At 57.7% G+C, this 16,101-nt stretch carries 14 protein-coding genes; 5 read left to right on the top strand and 9 right to left on the bottom strand.

The features are described from left to right. The first annotated feature begins 43 nt into the window (after positions 1–43). The 4 genes from FHK95_RS06050 to FHK95_RS06035 all read left to right on the top strand — a co-directional run bounded on the left by FHK95_RS06050 (position 44) and on the right by FHK95_RS06035 (position 6,097). On the top strand, positions 44–1,855 hold the full coding sequence (locus tag FHK95_RS06050) for a long-chain-acyl-CoA synthetase (RefSeq protein WP_235906724.1): 1,812 nt from the start codon (positions 44–46) through the stop codon (positions 1,853–1,855). Continuing rightward, a complete protein-coding gene (locus FHK95_RS06045) occupies positions 1,852–2,943 on the top strand; it encodes an MBL fold metallo-hydrolase (RefSeq protein ID WP_150303699.1) in 1,092 nt (363 codons plus the stop codon). The genes FHK95_RS06050 and FHK95_RS06045 overlap by 4 nt, the downstream gene beginning before the upstream one ends. A 42-nt stretch (positions 2,944–2,985) precedes the next feature. Continuing rightward, entirely contained in the window at positions 2,986–4,599 is a 1,614-nt protein-coding gene (locus FHK95_RS06040) for a DUF1302 domain-containing protein (RefSeq protein WP_150303698.1), read from the top strand. A 121-nt stretch (positions 4,600–4,720) separates the two neighbouring features. Next, positions 4,721–6,097 (top strand): DUF1329 domain-containing protein, encoded by a 1,377-nt coding sequence (locus FHK95_RS06035; protein WP_150303697.1) that lies wholly within the window; start codon positions 4,721–4,723, stop codon positions 6,095–6,097. A gap of 130 nt (positions 6,098–6,227) precedes the next feature. Here FHK95_RS06035 and FHK95_RS06030 read toward each other — a convergent pair whose 3' ends face one another. From FHK95_RS06030 to FHK95_RS06020, 3 genes are all read right to left on the bottom strand, one after another. After that, positions 6,228–7,172 carry a 2-hydroxyacid dehydrogenase gene (locus FHK95_RS06030; RefSeq protein ID WP_150303696.1) on the bottom strand — a complete coding sequence of 315 codons (945 nt, stop codon included), beginning with the start codon at positions 7,170–7,172 and terminating at the stop codon, positions 6,228–6,230. 80 nt (positions 7,173–7,252) lie between these two features. Beyond that, the gene (locus tag FHK95_RS06025; protein ID WP_150303695.1) at positions 7,253–8,023 is read right to left on the bottom strand and encodes a class II aldolase/adducin family protein; all 771 of its coding nucleotides are present in this window, start codon (positions 8,021–8,023) and stop codon (positions 7,253–7,255) included. 52 nt (positions 8,024–8,075) lie between these two features. Beyond that, entirely contained in the window at positions 8,076–8,915 is an 840-nt protein-coding gene (locus FHK95_RS06020; RefSeq protein WP_150303694.1) for a TauD/TfdA dioxygenase family protein, read from the bottom strand. A 209-nt stretch (positions 8,916–9,124) separates the two neighbouring features. Here FHK95_RS06020 and FHK95_RS06015 point away from each other — a divergent pair, with 209 nt between their 5' ends. After that, positions 9,125–9,805: a TetR/AcrR family transcriptional regulator gene (locus tag FHK95_RS06015; RefSeq protein WP_150303693.1), complete on the top strand. Its 681-nt coding sequence runs from the start codon at positions 9,125–9,127 to the stop codon at positions 9,803–9,805. Between the two features lie 224 nt (positions 9,806–10,029). On the opposite strand, the gene FHK95_RS06010 is transcribed toward FHK95_RS06015, so the two are convergent. The 6 genes from FHK95_RS06010 to cysQ form a co-directional block, all read right to left on the bottom strand. Beyond that, a complete protein-coding gene (locus FHK95_RS06010) occupies positions 10,030–11,073 on the bottom strand; it encodes a TIGR03617 family F420-dependent LLM class oxidoreductase (protein WP_150303692.1) in 1,044 nt (347 codons plus the stop codon). 15 nt (positions 11,074–11,088) lie between these two features. Beyond that, a complete protein-coding gene (locus FHK95_RS06005; RefSeq protein WP_150303691.1) occupies positions 11,089–11,955 on the bottom strand; it encodes an SDR family NAD(P)-dependent oxidoreductase in 867 nt (288 codons plus the stop codon). Between the two features lie 8 nt (positions 11,956–11,963). After that, positions 11,964–13,370, bottom strand: a complete 1,407-nt coding sequence (locus FHK95_RS06000; protein WP_150303690.1) for a DUF1214 domain-containing protein — start codon at positions 13,368–13,370, stop codon at positions 11,964–11,966. Continuing rightward, on the bottom strand, positions 13,363–14,538 hold the full coding sequence (locus FHK95_RS05995; protein ID WP_150303689.1) for a sulfotransferase family protein: 1,176 nt from the start codon (positions 14,536–14,538) through the stop codon (positions 13,363–13,365). Before FHK95_RS05995 ends, FHK95_RS06000 begins: the two co-directional genes overlap by 8 nt. Positions 14,539–14,547: 9 nt before the next feature. Continuing rightward, the gene (locus FHK95_RS05990) at positions 14,548–15,216 is read right to left on the bottom strand and encodes a TetR/AcrR family transcriptional regulator (RefSeq protein WP_150303688.1); all 669 of its coding nucleotides are present in this window, start codon (positions 15,214–15,216) and stop codon (positions 14,548–14,550) included. A 71-nt stretch (positions 15,217–15,287) separates the two neighbouring features. Continuing rightward, on the bottom strand, positions 15,288–16,082 hold the full coding sequence (cysQ, locus tag FHK95_RS05985) for a 3'(2'),5'-bisphosphate nucleotidase CysQ (protein WP_150303687.1): 795 nt from the start codon (positions 16,080–16,082) through the stop codon (positions 15,288–15,290). Positions 16,083–16,101 lie beyond the last annotated feature (19 nt).

The raw sequence follows: 16,101 nt of genomic DNA, 5'->3' as shown, positions 1-16,101 counted from the left end.
CGCCGTTGCCAAACAAAAACAAAAGCTTACGGACATTTATCAGATGCCTACTCGAGAAGAAACCCAGCGCAAGCTTGACCTGCGTTCCGCGGCGGCAAGCCGCATCAAGCCTGCGGATGCGTATACAGTTGCCGACCGATTCGAAGCGCAGGTCGCCGAATATGGCGACAAGGATTTTCTGGTCTACCGCGGCCGTCATTTCAGCTACCGCGAGGTAGACGAGCGCGCCAATCAATACGCCCGCGTCTTCGCTGTACGAGGAATTGGGGTGGGTGATGTATGCGCCATGGCTATGGAAAATCGCCCGGATTTTTTCTTTTGCTGGCTCGGGCTCACCAAACTCGGGGCTATCACTGCGTTTCTCAATTACAACCTCAGCGGCAGGCCTCTGGTGCATGCGCTGCAGAGCACCCGGGCTAAAGCAGTGGTGGTGGGCGAGGAATGTATCTCGGTGTTCGCCGATACCGACGGGGCCGCGGACTTTACCAGCTGGCTGGTTCCAGACGCAGAAAAACCCGCCGAAGCGCCATTACCGGCGCACCTCGATCAGACGTTCTACGCCGAGGTACTGGCTGCGGACACCACTGCTCCTGACGCGAGCGTGCGTGCCGGAGTCAAGGCCGAAGATGACATGTTGTACATCTTCACCTCCGGAACGACGGGGCTACCGAAGGCCGCTAAATACAGCCATATGCGTTGGATGAGTTCGGGCGATGTGATGAACGTCACCCTGGAAGTCACCCCGGCTGACGTCTTTTATTGCTGCCTGCCGCTATACCATGGCGCAGCCGCCACGTCGGTAACCTCCACAGCACTGACATCGGGTTCATCCATCGTCGTCCGGCGCAAATTCAGCGCCAGCGAATTCTGGTCGGACGTGCGCCAGAATCAGGTGAGCATTTTTCAGTACATCGGTGAGATCTGCCGTTATCTGCTCAACAAGCCCGAGCAAGCAAATGATCGCGAGCACAGTTTGCGCTGCATGCTAGGCGCGGGCCTGAGCCCCGAGATCTGGCGTCGTTGGCTGGAGCGCTTCGGTGCTATCGAGGTATTTGAGGGCTGGGGTGCGACGGAGGCAAACGCTGCCGTACTGAATGTCGACAATCACCTGGGTTCCTGTGGTCGCATACCATTTTGGGACAAAACCAATCTTCGCCTGCTGCGCTTTGATCCCGAAACTGGATGCCACGCCCGCGACAAAAATGGCCGCTACGTGCATTGCGAGCCTGGCGAGATAGGTGAGGCGGTTGGCTATATCGTCGACCATCCGGAAATCGGCGCTGGCCGCTTCGAGGGGTATACCTCACCCGAGGCCACGGAAAGCAAGATCCTGCGCAATGTGTTCCAGGACGGTGATGCCTGGTGGGCATCCGGCGACCTGCTGCGTTATGACGAAGATGGCTATTGCTACTTCGTTGATCGCATCGGCGATACCTTCCGCTGGAAAAGCGAGAACGTCTCTACCCAGGAGGTTTCCGACGCGCTCGGTGATTTCCCTGGTATGGAGCTGATCAACGTCTACGGCGTGCTGGTACCTGAGCATGAAGGTCGCGCTGGTATGGCAGCTATTCTGATGCAGCCTGGCCAAGCCTTTGATCCAAAAGCGTTTTATCAGCATGTTGAACAGCGTGTACCGCACTATGCCGTACCGGTATTTGTGCGCGTGTCTTCGCAGGCTGACCTGACGACCACCTTCAAGCTGCGCAAGATCGAGCTGCAGCGTCAGGGCTACGACCCAGCATTGGTGGGAGAGCCGTTATTCATCCGGGATGTCGACCAGCAAACCTACGTGCCATACAGCGTAGAGGCCCTGGAGCGGAACGGCTTGCCGGCCTTTGCCGGAGCGTCGGCATGATCGATCTCGCCCTGGGCGGGCGCGAATCCTACAGCGAGCTGTGCTTCCCCTGGGAAACGCCGCCAGCCCCGGGTCAGGTACAGGAAGTGGCCGATGGGATTCTCTGGCTGCGCATGCCGCTGCCGTTTGGTCTGGATCACATCAACCTTTACCTGCTGAAACATGAGCATGGCTGGGTGGTGGTCGATACCGGCCTGGGTACCGATCAGAGTAAGGATGTATGGGAACGGGTATTTGAGGAAGCGTTGCACGGCGAGCCCGTGCTGGCGGTTATCTGCACGCATTTCCATTATGACCATACCGGCATGCTCGGCTGGCTGGTGGACCGCTTTCAATGCCCTGCCTATATGTCCTTTGGCGAATATCAAGCGATGTTCGTCACGCCGCCCAAGGGCGACAAGCCCAACTGGGCGTTTGATCAGTTCTTCCAGCGGTGTGGGCTGTCGAGTGAAGAAATCGCCGGCTTCCGGCCGGTGCTTACCCAGACTTTTTATTCGATAGAAGCACCGTCCAGCTTCCGGCGGCTTAGTGAAGGCTCCGAACTGCGCATTGGTAACCGGAACTGGCGAGTGGTAATGGGGTCCGGGCATTCCCCCGAACACGCCTGCCTGTACAACGATGAGGACCAGTTGCTCATCTCCGGTGATCAGATTCTTCCGCGTATCACCTCCAGCGTGTGCGTGGGCGTCACTGAACCTGAAGCGAACCCCTTGGGTGATTGGCTGGAAAGCGTCCGGCGGTTTCGCAGTTTGCCCGATTCGGTATTGGTGCTGCCGGCCCACGAGCGCCCGTTTCACGGACTCCATCATCGTTTGCAGCAGTTGCAGAAGCACCACGACGATCATTTTGACCGAATAACCGCAGCCCTTGCTCAACCGATGACCACCAGTGCGTTGCGACCGGTGTTGTTTCCCAGAATCAAGAACAGTTTCGATCTGCTGATGGCTGTGGGCGAGACCCAGGCCCATCTCAATTTCCTCCTGAACCGGGGTTTGCTGGTGAGAGAGCTCCGAGGAGATGCGTACCACTACAGCCTGGCCGGCGCCGCCGATCAGGGACAGTTTTTCGCCGAAGACATTCACGTCTAACTACGACAAAAAAGCAGTTCAGGCTGCTCAAGGAGAAGTGCTATGCAAAACAACAATAACAGGCGTTCACACCCCACCACAGGAGGCTTTGCCGTTGCGGCACTCGCTGCCTCGGTGGCCATGTTTTCCTCTGCGGGAGTGCAGGCGGGAGAGCGGATCAACTTCGACAATGGCGCGACTCTGGATTGGTCGTTGACAACCAGTTACGGGATCGGCATGCGTTTGAGCGGCCAGTCCTCCGAGCTGTTGGGCAACGTCAATGGCGACGACGGCAATCGGAACTTCGACAAGCACGCGCTCACCACCAACCGAGTGGGTGCGCTGGCTGAAATGATTCTGCGCAAGGACAACTACGGAGCGGTACTGCGTGCCAGCACCTTCTATGATCATGTCTATCACCGCGAAAACGATCATAATTCCCCCGGCACACTGAACAAGTTCGGCGCGCCTGACGAATTTACCAGTGATACCGAGCGTTACGCCGGTGGCCGTAGCCGGTTCCTTGATGCCTACGTGTTTGCCGGTTTCTCCTTGCCGAACCAGCAATATCTGGACGTCAAGGCAGGTCGCCATATGGTTGCCTGGGGTGAGGGTTTGTTCTACCCCGGGGTGAATGGTGTCCAGTCGCCGGTTGACGTGGTCAAGTCGTCCCAGCCAGGGGTGGAAACCAAGGAAGTATTGCTACCCATCGGTCAGGTATCGGCCAGCTGGGATGTGAATCCGGATTTCGGTCTGGCTGCCTACTACCAATACGAGTGGTTGCCTAACGAGCTGGTACCTGTGGGAGGCTTCACCTCAACGTCCGACGTGACAGGGCCGGGCAGGGAAATGCTTATCCTCGGTCCTGGGATGAACGCTGCTTACGCGGGAACCAATGATCCACGGGATGACGGTCAGTACGGCTTCAGGGCCATGTACCGTCCGTCTCTCGGTCTTGAGCTGGGCTTATTCCACGTGCGCTATCACGACAAGAATCCAGGCGGCGTATCGCTTGGCGGGTTCGGTCTGAGTCCGATAAGCCCGTTTCTGCCAACAACCTATGAAATCGAGTACTTCGAGGACATCAAACTCACCGGCGTCAGCTTCTCTACGAGCTTAGGTGATACCCAGATTGGCGGTGAATGGTCCTACCGTTCCGGCGCGCCGATTATGGTTGAGACTTCGCCGGGTCAGACATCTCTGACTAAGGGATCGGGGCAGCAGATGCAGTTGAGCTTCATTCGGAGCATGGGTGCAATGCCTTGGGCGAGTTCGACCACCTTGGTGGGCGAGGTTGTTCACGTACGCGCGGACGACGCTGAATCGGTAAATGGCAGCGACGATTTCGTATACGAAACCGACACTGCTAAGCAGACCAAGCACGCCACCGCCTACACGCTGCAAACAGTCCTATCCTATCCAGGCGTGTTCTCCGGTTGGGATCTCAGCGTTCCGATCAACTGGGCCCATGTCGTTGATGGCATGACGCCGCTTAAAGGCACGATTAGCGCGGGCGAGGGCGATAAACGCCTTTCACTGGGAGCCACTTTCAAGCGGCTGGGCAACCTGGAGCTGAATACGACTTATACAGCCTATATGGGCAACGCCAGCGTTAAGTACAACCGCCAACTGGCCGACCGCGACAACATTACGTTCTCGGCCAAGTATTCATTCTGAGCAACTAATAATGCGACTTTCACCCGTGATGATCAGCTGTTTAGTCTGATCAGACGATGAGCCTGCCATGGCAGACGCAATAATGGATGAAAGACGCAATCACCCTGTGGAGATAAGAATAATGAGTAAACACGGTGCAGTATTATCCATTGCAGCGGTTATCAGTATGGCGGCAGCGGGCTTTGCCCATGCTGCGGTATCACCCGAAGAAGCTGAGCGCCTGGGTCAGGATCTGACCTGTGTGGGTGCCGAGCGTGCCGGTAATGCCGATGGAAGCATTCCGGAGTTCAAGGGTATTTATGTCGGGGAAGTCCCAGGTTGGGACGCTGAGCCTGGTACACATCCGATAGACCCATACGCCGATGAAAAGCCGATTCTGGTCATCACTGCGCAGAATGCGCAAGAGCACGCCGATAACCTGACCGAAGGCCAGCTGGGCATGTTCAAGCAGTACCCTGATACCTACAAGATCAATGTCTACGAAGGACATCGTGACTTTGCTTATCCCGAGTTCGTATGCGAGCGGGCAAAGTGGAATGCCGTTAATGCCAAGCTGGAAAATGACGGTTTGGGCGTCAGCGGCTTGGGCCATAACCCCTTCCCGATTCCCCAGTCGGCCAGTGAGGTATTGTGGAATCACCAGCTGCCGTATCGTGCTTATACGCAAGACGAAGTTCGCGATATTGCGTCGGTAACACCTGGGGGCGGCATAGGCTGGGGGCGTTCTCACGGTCGCTGTCTTGCGCCTTCAAACAATCCTGATCCGGCTGAGCGGCCCCATACTGACCAGGGCGTATCGGCCTACTGTACGACCGAGGTCATGTTGCCTTTGCGTGAGCGCGGCAATACCTCCTTGAACCACGAGCCCTATGACTGGGAAGTGGCCGACCGTACTGCCTGGTCGTATAACACCGGAACGCGTCGTGTGCGTCTGGCTCCCGGTTACGGTTATGACCAACCGCTGGGTGGTAGTAACGGCTTGATGACGATTGACGAGGATCGTTTGTTTAATGGTGCCCCGGATCGCTACAACTGGGAACTGATCGGCAAGAAGGAAATCTTCATTCCTGCCAACGCTTACAAGGTGCATAGCGCCGATATAGCCTATTCGGACCTGTTGACACCTAATCATCCGAACCCGGAGCATCTGCGCTACGAGCTGCGCCGCGTATGGGTTGTCGAAGGCACGGTCAAGCCTGATAGCCGCCATTTGTATGGCAAACGCCGCCTGTTCATCGATGAGGATAACTGGCATGCGGTGATGGCGGATAACTACGACAGTCGCGGTGAGCTTTGGAAACACACGATCGTCAACTATTACTATCATCCAGATACGAGCGCCTGGCAGGCCGGCGCCTCTTTCTATCACGATCTGAACAATGGTGGTTATATCGGCTACACGCTGAGCAACGAGCGGGACAAGGGCCCTGTGCTGAATCAAGGCGATATGTCGCCTGATATGTTCACCCCCGATCGCCTGCGAGCCATGGGACGTTGATTCTATCTAGCAATGACTGAAGCCCCTGCCTTGCAGGGGTGACAGACCCATGACAAACCCCGAATCTTTCGGGGTTTGTCATTTGTGGGTGATGGACGCGGTGTGATGATGAACGTCACTGCAAGGTCTGCTAAGGGCAGCAATCGCTCACTTGAGTTAGTACAGCCTCTCCCGCGAAATGCGCGGTTAGATTATCGAACGTCAGATCCATCATTGCCTGCACGGTTGCGTTTGTCGCGCTCGCCATATGCGGTGTCAGCACGACATTTGACAGCGCTAGCAGTGCCTTCGGAACCTGCGGCTCATGGCAAAATACGTCGAGCCCCGCGGCGAGTATCGTGCGGTCGCGTAAGGCCTCCACCAGGGCATGCTCGTCGACGATCGAGCCACGTGCAATATTGACCAGCACACCAGCGGAACCAAGTTCAGCCAGCACGGCTGCGCTGATCAAGCCATGGGTGTCAGGCCCACCGGTCGCGCATATCACCAGATAATCGACACTCGCCGCCAAGGACTGCACATCGTTGCACCAGCGATAGCTCACATCGGCTTTTGGAGTGCGTCCGGTGTAGGCAATACTCATACCGAACGCCTGTGCTCTCAGGGCTACTGCGCGGCCAATACGACCCAAACCGACAATGCCCATGCGTCCGCCGAACACCCGCGGGGTCATCGGATGGCGACTCGCAGTCCATGCGCCTTGTCGGATAAACCGGTCGCCGGATAGCACCTGACGTGCAGTGCACAGCAACAGTGCCATGGTGAAGTCTGCAATGTCTTCGGTAGATAATCCTGGGGTATGAGTGACGCATATATTGTTTTCACGTGCTGCTGCAAGGTCGATCCCGTCGTAACCGACACCCAACACAGAGATAATTTCAAGGGCTGGTAGCCGAGCAATCAGTTCGCGCGTCACGCTTGATTCGGCGGTTGCGACGATGCCACGTACGGATGTGGCCAGCGCCGTGGTCTGGTTCTCGCCGAGCTGTGTATGGTGATGGCAATCGAAATGTTCGCGCAGGCGGTTATTCAAGCTATCGGGGAATTGGGAGAGCAGTAACAGGGTGGGTTTCATCGGGTTATCTCGCGTCGGAGAAATACGAAATAGCAGCGGCTTGGCTGTCTGCCATGCCGCCGCTCAGCAATGCGAAAGGTTTACTCTAGAACGGTTGGATCGCGCCGGATTTCCTCGCGAGCCATGGCTTCCCAGAGAAATGGGAACCCATTCGAGTCAGTGCGCTCTCCGGTCGCGACGGCAACACTGGCGGGCAATGGTGAGCCGCCACCAAGCATCTCCACACGCCAGGCCAGACGGCTGCGCCACTCCAGGGTAATGGCGCGCAAATGGGCCTGGCGAATGCCGTTGGCCACCACCAGTACACCGTGGTTGGCGAGCAACGCCCATTTTTGCGTACCCAGGGCATCGACACAGGCGCGGCCCAGATCGATGTCTTCGACTGTGCCACGATATTCGTCATAGAGTACCGGGTCGGTATCAACCAGAGCGGAGGTTTGGTCATATATTGGCGGAATGCGTCCGACCGCCGACCATACCGATCCCCATTGTGGATGATTGTGAATCACCACGCCGACATCGTGCCGGGCGGCGTGTACATCAATGTGTAGATTGATGGCTGGCGTGATATTCCATTCACCTTCGATCACCTTGCCGGTCTGATCGAGACGAACAATATCCGACGCGGTCACTTCTCCCCAGGTGAGTTCCCAGGGGTTGGCGAGGTAGCTGCCGTCATCCTGGCGAACGGTAATGTGGCCTGCAATGTGGTCGTTATAACCCTCGCGATACAGCACTCGGCACAGCAGTGCCACCGTCTGGTGGGGTGTCAGCTCAGGCAGCAGCGCATGCCGACCTGGCTTGGGAGTGTAGCGAGCCAGCAAATCCTGGTTCAACGAATCCTTCAACATAGATGTTCCTCTTGAGCCACCGCTGTATAAGGGGGCTTGATTGATCAGTGAATTACGCGTGGAAAGCCCCGCGGGCAAATACCGAAGCACGCTGCATCCGCCGCTGGTGTGGTTGATAATCCAGGATGGCGTTGTGGAGTACGCTACGGTTGTCCCAGATCGCCATGTCACCAACGGACCACCGGTGGCGGAATCCAAAGTTGACATGTTGGCAATGGGCGTGCAGGTAGCTGAGGATCGCGTCGCTTTCGGCGATCGCCAGACCGTCGATATGAGTAGTATAGGTGGGGCTCAGATACAACGCTTTGCGCCCCGTATCCGGATGTTGAATAACCAGCGGGTGCAGATGCCGTCGGTTCATGCTGATGACTTCGAGATAGCGTTCATGCGTGACCACGCCCTGGCGCAGCGCTGCGGTCATCGGTCCGTTCATGTCATGCCAGGCGCTGAGACCTTCGAGGTAATGTTTCATTCGTTCGGACAACGCGTCGTAGGCCGTGGTCATGCTGATCCAGCAGGTGTCGCCGCCACACGGCGGAAGAATCTGAGCGTGAGTCATGGTGACGATCGGCGGGCTGCCCAGAAAGCTTTCGTCGTGGTGCCACATATCAGCGCGATCACCCAGCTTGGAGTCGATCACGGTGATCTGTTCAAAGCCTTCGCCCAGGTTGGGATAAAATGTGTGCACTTCGGGTTCACCGAAATGCTTTGCTATCGCCAGGTGCTGTTCGGGCCGTAGATCAGGCGCGCGAAGTATGATGACTTCGTGTTTGTAAAGTGCCGTCTCAAGAGCGGCTAGCGTTTCTGGCAAAAAGACTGAAGCCGAATCCAGATCAAGCACTTCAGCCCCAATATTGGGGCCGAGGGGGCGGATAGTGAAAGATGACGACATGGGTGATCTCCCAGTAGGGGTGGGACATCCGCCTCAATGGCGGATTCACTGTCTGATCAGAGGTTGTCTGATCGACAGAAATGATCATACTGGCGTCACCGATGCTTATATATTCGCATTTTAAAGTCGCTTTTATCGTCAACAACCATCTGATTTAATTGATAATCATATAATATTGGTACGCTATTGAGAGCGGTCCTCGGGTTACCATGAACAAGAAGAACAGTGAAACCACAATCGGCTCTTGGCCAGCATCTGAGCAGCTTCCTGCGCTACGCAAACGTCCAAGTCAGTCCCGCTCTCGCGCACTGGTCGACGCCGTAGAACAGGCGTGCCTTCGGATTCTGGATGAGGCGGGAGAGGACGCACTGACCGTCGCCCGCATCGCCGAGGTATCTGGGGTGGCAGTCGGCTCGATCTATCAATACTTCCCCAACAAGGACGCGATCGTTGCCTTGCTGTATGAGCGTGTTCTCGATGAGGAGTCGGAGAACCTGTTGAGGATGCGCGAAAGGCTGGTTGGTGTGCCATTGAAAGCGGCACTGCGAGATATTCTGGCCAACATCATTCGGGTCGAAACGCGCCTGTTCAAGTTGAACAAGGCCTTTCACTTGCGCTACCACTCCGCCCTTCATCTGGGAATGTGGCGCGGCCCATACCACACGGCAGGCGAGTTCATCGAAGCGACCTGGCTGCCGCTCTTGCACATGTACGAGCATGAGATCACCACCGAGCACCCCGCGTTAGCGGCCTATTTGCTTGGGCAGGGGTTGCGCAGCGTCATCCGCTCGGTACTGGAAGACATTCCGGCGCAGCTCGAATCCCCAGCTTTACTCGATAGCCTGGTGGCCATGGCGGTCGGTTGCCTGCGCCCTCAAACATTCGATTGACTGGCGACCAGAGCCCGAGGGCCGATCACCCTTCGGACCCCGGGAACAAGCTCGTTTCGGAGCTGCTTCATACCCATCAGTCCGCCAGGGTCTCGCTGCTTTTCGGCTGATTGCCAGCTGATGATGACGGCTGGCTGGTTGAGAGTTTCGGCTCGGGCTCCAGCCAGCCGATTCCCTGCGCTGGGGCGCTGCGCCTGGAGCCCAGTGCGCAGCTTTCCTCCGTTTTAGCTGTCGCCTCGTCGGGCCTCATCACGAATGGCGTTAATCGCCTGGGCGCACTCCTGATCATTCGCTGGATCATTTGGTACCGTCAGGGTCACCCTGTCGACCAGGCCGTTGAAGCGCGAGACCATTGCCTGCGGTAAGGAGCCGTACTCTGCGCTGACCAGGAAGGTGTCCAGGATTTCGTCGGTGAAGATGCCAGGCATATCCGCCCATTGTTTGTTGCGGGTCAGTTGTTGCAGAGCGTCACCTACCTCGCCCCAGCCAAACAGCTCCAGGCTGGCGCGATAGGCGGGCGTCGAAAACAGAAAGGCGAGCATGTCACGGAAGCGTTCTCGCTCCTTGGCGACCGTAGCTGCGTCCGGGCCGGTGGCGACAAACTGGCTCGCGCTGATGAGCGGGCGCTTGCGCGCCGGATCACGCTCGGCCAGTCCATTGGCGATCTGCGGATGAATGACTTCCTGGAGGTAGCGTACCGAGGTATTCGTCGGGTGTGTATGGATGCCATCAGCGGTAGAGCCCACCAGCTTGAGCATCATGGGGCCCACGGCACCCAGCATTAGCGGCACGTCCGGGGCCTCGATCGGGCCGGGGTTGAAGAAGGGTTGCAGGCGGGTGAACTGATAATGCTCGCCGACAAAGTTCAGTCGCTCGCCGGTACGGAAGCTGTGAAAGATCGCCTGCAATGCGCCCAGGTATTCGCGCATCCCCGCCGCTGGCGGTAGCCAGCGGGCAGAATAGCGCTCTTCGATGTTCTGCTTGATCTGGGTCCCGAGCCCCAGCTCAAAACGCCCACCGGACATGCCTTGAAGATCCCAGCAAGCCAGCGCCACGTTCATCGGGCTGCGCGGGAAGGCCACCAGTACCGAGGTGCCGACCTTCAGTCTCGTAGTCGAAGCCAGCGCCTGACCTGCCAGCAGTAAACCATCATGAATCGCGTCGGACACGAACAGGCCGTCATAGCCCATGGTTTCGACCCGGCGCGCGAAGGCGCCGATGTCGCGTAGCCCTAAGTTTTCAGGGGTGGAAGCAAAAATTTCCAGCATAAGGTTACTCCGGTATCAGCCTTTGAAGGGCGCGGCGGGAATGTTGTCGAGCTCGGTCAGACCGTCCAGCGAGCGCACGCGCAAGCCCAGTTCTTCCAGCAGGTTCAAACTATAGGAATTGCGGCCGGTCAGACATTGCTGCGGGCCTGAACAGAGGGCCAGAGCCGCTTCCACAACGGCTTCCACGGGTTCGAAGAACGCCTGGTCGTCAATGCTGCCGCTGTCGAGCGCGCCTTCGCTGGCAACGGCCTCTACTGGCGCCAGACTGTTGATGGCAATCGATTGGCTAGCCAGCTCCATCGCCCAGCCCGCGGTCAATCGTTCTAGTGCCGCCTTGGTCGAGCCGTACAAACTGGGGGAGGCGGTGTTGTGAAAACGGTATGTCCGATCATCGGCGGGATAGGGGCCATGCCGGGGCTTGCGCGACGTGTCGCTGGACAGGTTCAGAATCCAGCCACCGCCGCGTTCGACCATGGATGGAATAACCAGCTGGCTCAGGTGCAGCGGGGCAATGAAATTGATCCCCAGTGACAGCTGAACATGCTTGGCTTGCTGTTCACGCGTGGGGCTGAAGCGAGCGAAGGCAGCGTTGTTCACCAGGATATCGACGCCGCCCCAGTGCTCCAGCGTTTGCGCCATGATGCGTTCGCGATCTTCTTCCTTGGCCAGATCACCGATGATGCTCAGGCACTGGCCGCCCCGCGCACGAATGCGCTCGGCGACCTCTTGCAGGGAACCGGGAAGCCTGCCGCCGGGTTCACTGGTCCGTGCGGTAATCACTACGCGGGCACCTTCGGCGGCGAAGCGCTCGGCTATGGCCGCGCCGATGCCTCGGCTAGCGCCGGTAATAATGGCGACCTTATCACTCAAAATATTGGGCATGTAGGTTCCTAGTGGTGCCGGTAGCGGCGTTGGACATGTTCCTGGCGTATCGCGATCTGGTGACGCCGCTCTTCAGGGGTTATGCGTTGGGTGTTCGCAGGCAAGTGTTCCAGCACCTCACCCACTTTTACCTTCTTCGCAGTGGCCCAGGGCAGGTTGTCCATGGGCTTCTCCGGGTAAGCCCAGCGCACCGCCATGTAGCCTTCAAACTGGCCGGTGGTATCGACCCAGTTGGCTACGCCCGGATCGCTGTGGGAAATGACGTAGCGGTAGATGTTATCGGCGTCGCGATGTCCCTGTATGCCATTGAGGCTGGACTGGTGGCTGGCAAACTCCAGCGACTCGCCCCACAGGTTACCCAGGTGGAAGCCCAGGTAGATCGGCTCGACCGGTTGGTGCAGCTCAATGATCAGTGCCTCATCAGGCAGCAGTTCGAACATGCCACCGCAATAGACGTTAGTGGCCATGCCACCGGCGGTCGCCAGCGAGGCGGCGTTGGGCTTGTTGAAATCATTGCGTGGCATGAAGCGCTCGCCATCGCCATTCATGTCTCCATAGGCTTCGCAGACCACGGCATAGAATTCATTCCAGAAGTGCACCTGATTACGGGTGAGCGTGCCGACCTTGCGGATCTGTTCCGCCGCTGTCTCGGCGCTATAGGCCGGGATTGGCATGCCCAGCCGATCGTTGCGGTAGATGAACAGGTCCAGCAGATCTTCCTTTTCCCAGTCGCAGAACAATTCGCGCAGCATGACCTGCTGGGCGACATATTCCTGCTCGAGCACGCTGCCGTCCTCCTGTTTACGCTGGCGGGTGGTACGGGTGTACATGAAGTTGCCCTGGTAGCCTGCGGGCTTCTCGGGTGCCAGCAAAATCTCGAAGCTGCCATCGGCATTCACGTGCAGTGTGGTTGAGTCCAGCATGGCGCAGTTGGTCCGCGAGCCACGCTTCAGTTCCTTGATGCTGCCGGTATCGCCGGCGAACCCGCTGGGCGTTTCAAAAATCACATAATGTGGTGCCTTGCGCACACCGGCGAGAGGCTGCGCGCCACGCCAGATACTGGTGTCGCCCGCACGGCCGCGGATGGTATAGCTGTGATTGCCATCTATAGGCGCAGTCAGATATATGGCGTCTGCATTATCGATGGTCGAGCGGTTCAACGGCTGGATGGCGCGTATGAAATAGGGATTCTCCACGGTTGGCCCGAGACCACGGCCAATGGACCCATACAAATAGCCAAGCACGTAGCGATAGCCTTCGGCCAGCGTACGTGGTGACGCTGGCGGTGCCCAGAGTTGAGGGTCGTCAATTGCATTGCGCGCGTCGCCTATTTGCACCAACAGCTCATTCCAGGCCTCGCGTAGGCTTTCGGCGGCGGCAGCTGTAGCCGGATCCTGATAGGTGATCTCAGACATGGTTTAGCTCCTTTTCTTGTTGTGGGGAGGGCTGCTGTGCGTCCCAGTTGAACCGTTCGAACAGCGGGGCGAGGCGGTCATGGATCTCGCTGTCGGCCAGGCCAAATTCGGCCAGGCTGTAGGTATGGGTGGTCTCATGCTTGCGGGTCTTGTTCTGCTCGGTCGTAAGAAACCGCATGAAGTCGTCAGAAAGCGGTAGGCCCAGATCGACGTAGGCCTGCTCCATGGCTGCCTTGGGCGCGGTGGTCAGGGTGCGATAGTCAATAATCGCGCAGGGGGTTTCCGGGTGCCGGCGGAGTACTTCAAGGGGTTGGAGGTAGCTCTCGTATGACAGGTTGATCATTGCACGGGTGGATTTCTGGATGCTTTCTGCAGACTGGTTGCCTTGGAGTTTCCAGCTGACATGCAATAGCTTCAGCAGACTGGGAATGGTCTCGTAGGGGTTGCGATACAACAGCACTATGCGGGCGTCGGGAAAGGCTTCCAGCAGAGATTCCACACGGCCGCAATAGGTTGGGTTCTTGCTCAGATGAACCCGGTTGTCGCCATTCAGGTACAGCTGACGGCGTACACAACTGCGGTAGAAGTCCATCAGCCGGCGCCGACTTGCGGCTGGACGCTGGTCAATATGGAAGAAATCCAGGGAATCCATATAGGGCAACTTGGTGGCCCAGAAGCCCGACGCGCAGGAGTTGAAATAGATCAGGTCGTCTTCTTCGGGAATCGTCAGGCCCATCTTGTGGATATGTTGGGTCGGGCCGAATTTACGTTTTTCCCAGGCCTGCAAACGGCGCTCCAGGCGTCGGCCCAGGATACTTGAATCAAGTTTGGCAATCAGTCGTACGACTTTTTTCTGCAACAGCGAGGGCAGTATCAACTCGTAGTATTTGAAGGTGGAAAAGCGTTCATCTGCACCCATTAAACGATGGGCCAAGGTGGTGCCGCTGCGGGCATGACCAATAATGAAAACCGGTTCCTTGACTTTGACCAACCACAATTTCGGAAACAGGATGCCGTCCAGGAAAAAACAGATGCTGTGGAACACTGCGCGCACCGGAATGCGCCACAGCAGCAGTTTGTAAAGGCCAGTGCGATGGCGCGATTTGGGCTCCTTGGCAACCAGCCTGATCATGGCGAGCCAGGTCTTGAAGTCGAAGTAAAACAGCATGGGCAATCCTTATAATTGTTGTGAGGGAAAGTTAATGCGGTTGGCAAACTTCAGGTAGCTGAGGATCAGCGCTACCATCTCGCGCTCGAATGCGGGCTCGAAGATTAATGTCGGATTGTGATCCAGGGTCGCATGCAGTGTGCCTTCCAGCGTATTGACGACCATGGTCGCGGCAAGCAGAGGATCACTCACGTTGATCGACTCTCGGTGTTGCTCCAGTGCAGAGGGCAGCCAGTCCACGGTCCTCAGCTTGCGCGGGTGCCGGCGGCGTACGTAATGCTCGAAGTTGTAGTGCCAGTGCATCTCAAGGTAAAAATCCTTGAGTTTGCGATACAACCGTTGGTGGCGTGCGATGTACTCGCGCACGAAGAAGGCGATGGTGTCTTCCAGGGAGTTCTGCACCATCAACAACGTTTGTTGATCGAGGCGATTGACCTCGCCGAGTTCACTCATCAGCAGCTCATTGCAGATATCGGCTGCTATCGCGTGTTTGTCGGCGTAGTACTGATACAGGCTGCCGATGCTGACCCCAGCCACCTCGGCGATGCGGTTGGTCGTCAGACGCTTGAGACCCTCTTCTTCAAGGATTTTCAGGCAAGCTTCGCGAATTGCCCGCAGCGTCACCTCCGCACGGGATTGGCTTGGCTGCCGGCGCAAACTGGTCGAACGTGACGTCATGATCATCCCCGCCTTGTTATTGCTTGTGGAAGGTCAAATTGGCAGTGCATCCTGTTCAGGGCCGTGGCGAATCATCCAGACGGCCTAGATGCGTCAGGCGCGAGCCCCCAGGCTGCAAAATGTGGATTGGCAAAGTCTGTCTTGCCGTACTGCATGGGCTGCGAATCAAGGGTCAGCAGGCGACCTCCAGCCGCGCGCAGCACAGCATCACCGGCTGCGATGTCCCATTCCATCGTGCGCCCAAGGCGCGGATAGACGTCGGCTTCCCCCGCCGCAACCAGGCATAACTTCAGTGAGGATCCAGCATTGGTTTGGGCGGCTACCTTGCGTCCAGCCAGGAATTGCTCCAGCGCGTGGGCATCGCCGTGGGAGCGGCTGGCAACGACCGTCAAGCCGGCCTCGGGAGCGACGCGGCAGCTGATCGGGCGCCGCGTGCCGTTCTCCTCGATGAAGGCTCCGTGGCCACGCACGCCAGCGAACAGCCGACCCAGGGCAGGGGCCAGGACCACGCCCAGCACCGGTTCGCCTGCATCGATCAAAGCGACGTTGACGGTGAATTCACCGTTGCGGTTGATGAATTCCTTGGTTCCGTCCAGCGGGTCGACCAGCCAAAAGCGCTGTCCGGTTTCCGGGAGCAGGCCCACTTCTGCCTGCTCTTCAGAAACGATGGGGATCCATGGATCCAGCGCCTGCAGGCCAGGCAGGATCAGTGATTCAGCGTATTCATCTGCCACAGTTACGGGCGATGAGTCCGACTTGGTACGCACGGCGATATCACCGGCGTAGATGTCCATGATGCCCTGACCAGCGGTGCGGACGATAGGGATCAACGCCTCGAGTAAACCATTGAGGGTGGTGGTGTCCATATTGCTTTCCTTCAAATGG

It is taken from the genome of Pseudomonas saliphila (assembly GCF_008638345.1).
GTDB classification, from domain to species: Bacteria; Pseudomonadota; Gammaproteobacteria; order Pseudomonadales; family Pseudomonadaceae; genus Halopseudomonas; species Halopseudomonas saliphila.
This window is presented reverse-complemented; position numbering and strand designations above follow the sequence as displayed.

Bases quoted from the DNA above. Each gene is read 5' to 3' on its own strand.
- FHK95_RS06050 (WP_235906724.1), top strand. From the start codon at position 44: ATGCCTACTCGAGAAGAAACCCAGCGCAAGCTTGACCTGCGTTCCGCG.
- FHK95_RS06045 (WP_150303699.1), top strand. From the start codon at position 1,852: ATGATCGATCTCGCCCTGGGCGGGCGCGAATCCTACAGCGAGCTGTGC.
- FHK95_RS06040 (WP_150303698.1), top strand. From the start codon at position 2,986: ATGCAAAACAACAATAACAGGCGTTCACACCCCACCACAGGAGGCTTT.
- FHK95_RS06035 (WP_150303697.1), top strand. From the start codon at position 4,721: ATGAGTAAACACGGTGCAGTATTATCCATTGCAGCGGTTATCAGTATG.
- FHK95_RS06030 (WP_150303696.1), bottom strand. From the start codon at position 7,172: ATGAAACCCACCCTGTTACTGCTCTCCCAATTCCCCGATAGCTTGAAT.
- FHK95_RS06025 (WP_150303695.1), bottom strand. From the start codon at position 8,023: ATGTTGAAGGATTCGTTGAACCAGGATTTGCTGGCTCGCTACACTCCC.
- FHK95_RS06020 (WP_150303694.1), bottom strand. From the start codon at position 8,915: ATGTCGTCATCTTTCACTATCCGCCCCCTCGGCCCCAATATTGGGGCT.
- FHK95_RS06015 (WP_150303693.1), top strand. From the start codon at position 9,125: ATGAACAAGAAGAACAGTGAAACCACAATCGGCTCTTGGCCAGCATCT.
- FHK95_RS06010 (WP_150303692.1), bottom strand. From the start codon at position 11,073: ATGCTGGAAATTTTTGCTTCCACCCCTGAAAACTTAGGGCTACGCGAC.
- FHK95_RS06005 (WP_150303691.1), bottom strand. From the start codon at position 11,955: ATGCCCAATATTTTGAGTGATAAGGTCGCCATTATTACCGGCGCTAGC.
- FHK95_RS06000 (WP_150303690.1), bottom strand. From the start codon at position 13,370: ATGTCTGAGATCACCTATCAGGATCCGGCTACAGCTGCCGCCGCCGAA.
- FHK95_RS05995 (WP_150303689.1), bottom strand. From the start codon at position 14,538: ATGCTGTTTTACTTCGACTTCAAGACCTGGCTCGCCATGATCAGGCTG.
- FHK95_RS05990 (WP_150303688.1), bottom strand. From the start codon at position 15,216: ATGACGTCACGTTCGACCAGTTTGCGCCGGCAGCCAAGCCAATCCCGT.
- cysQ (WP_150303687.1), bottom strand. From the start codon at position 16,082: ATGGACACCACCACCCTCAATGGTTTACTCGAGGCGTTGATCCCTATC.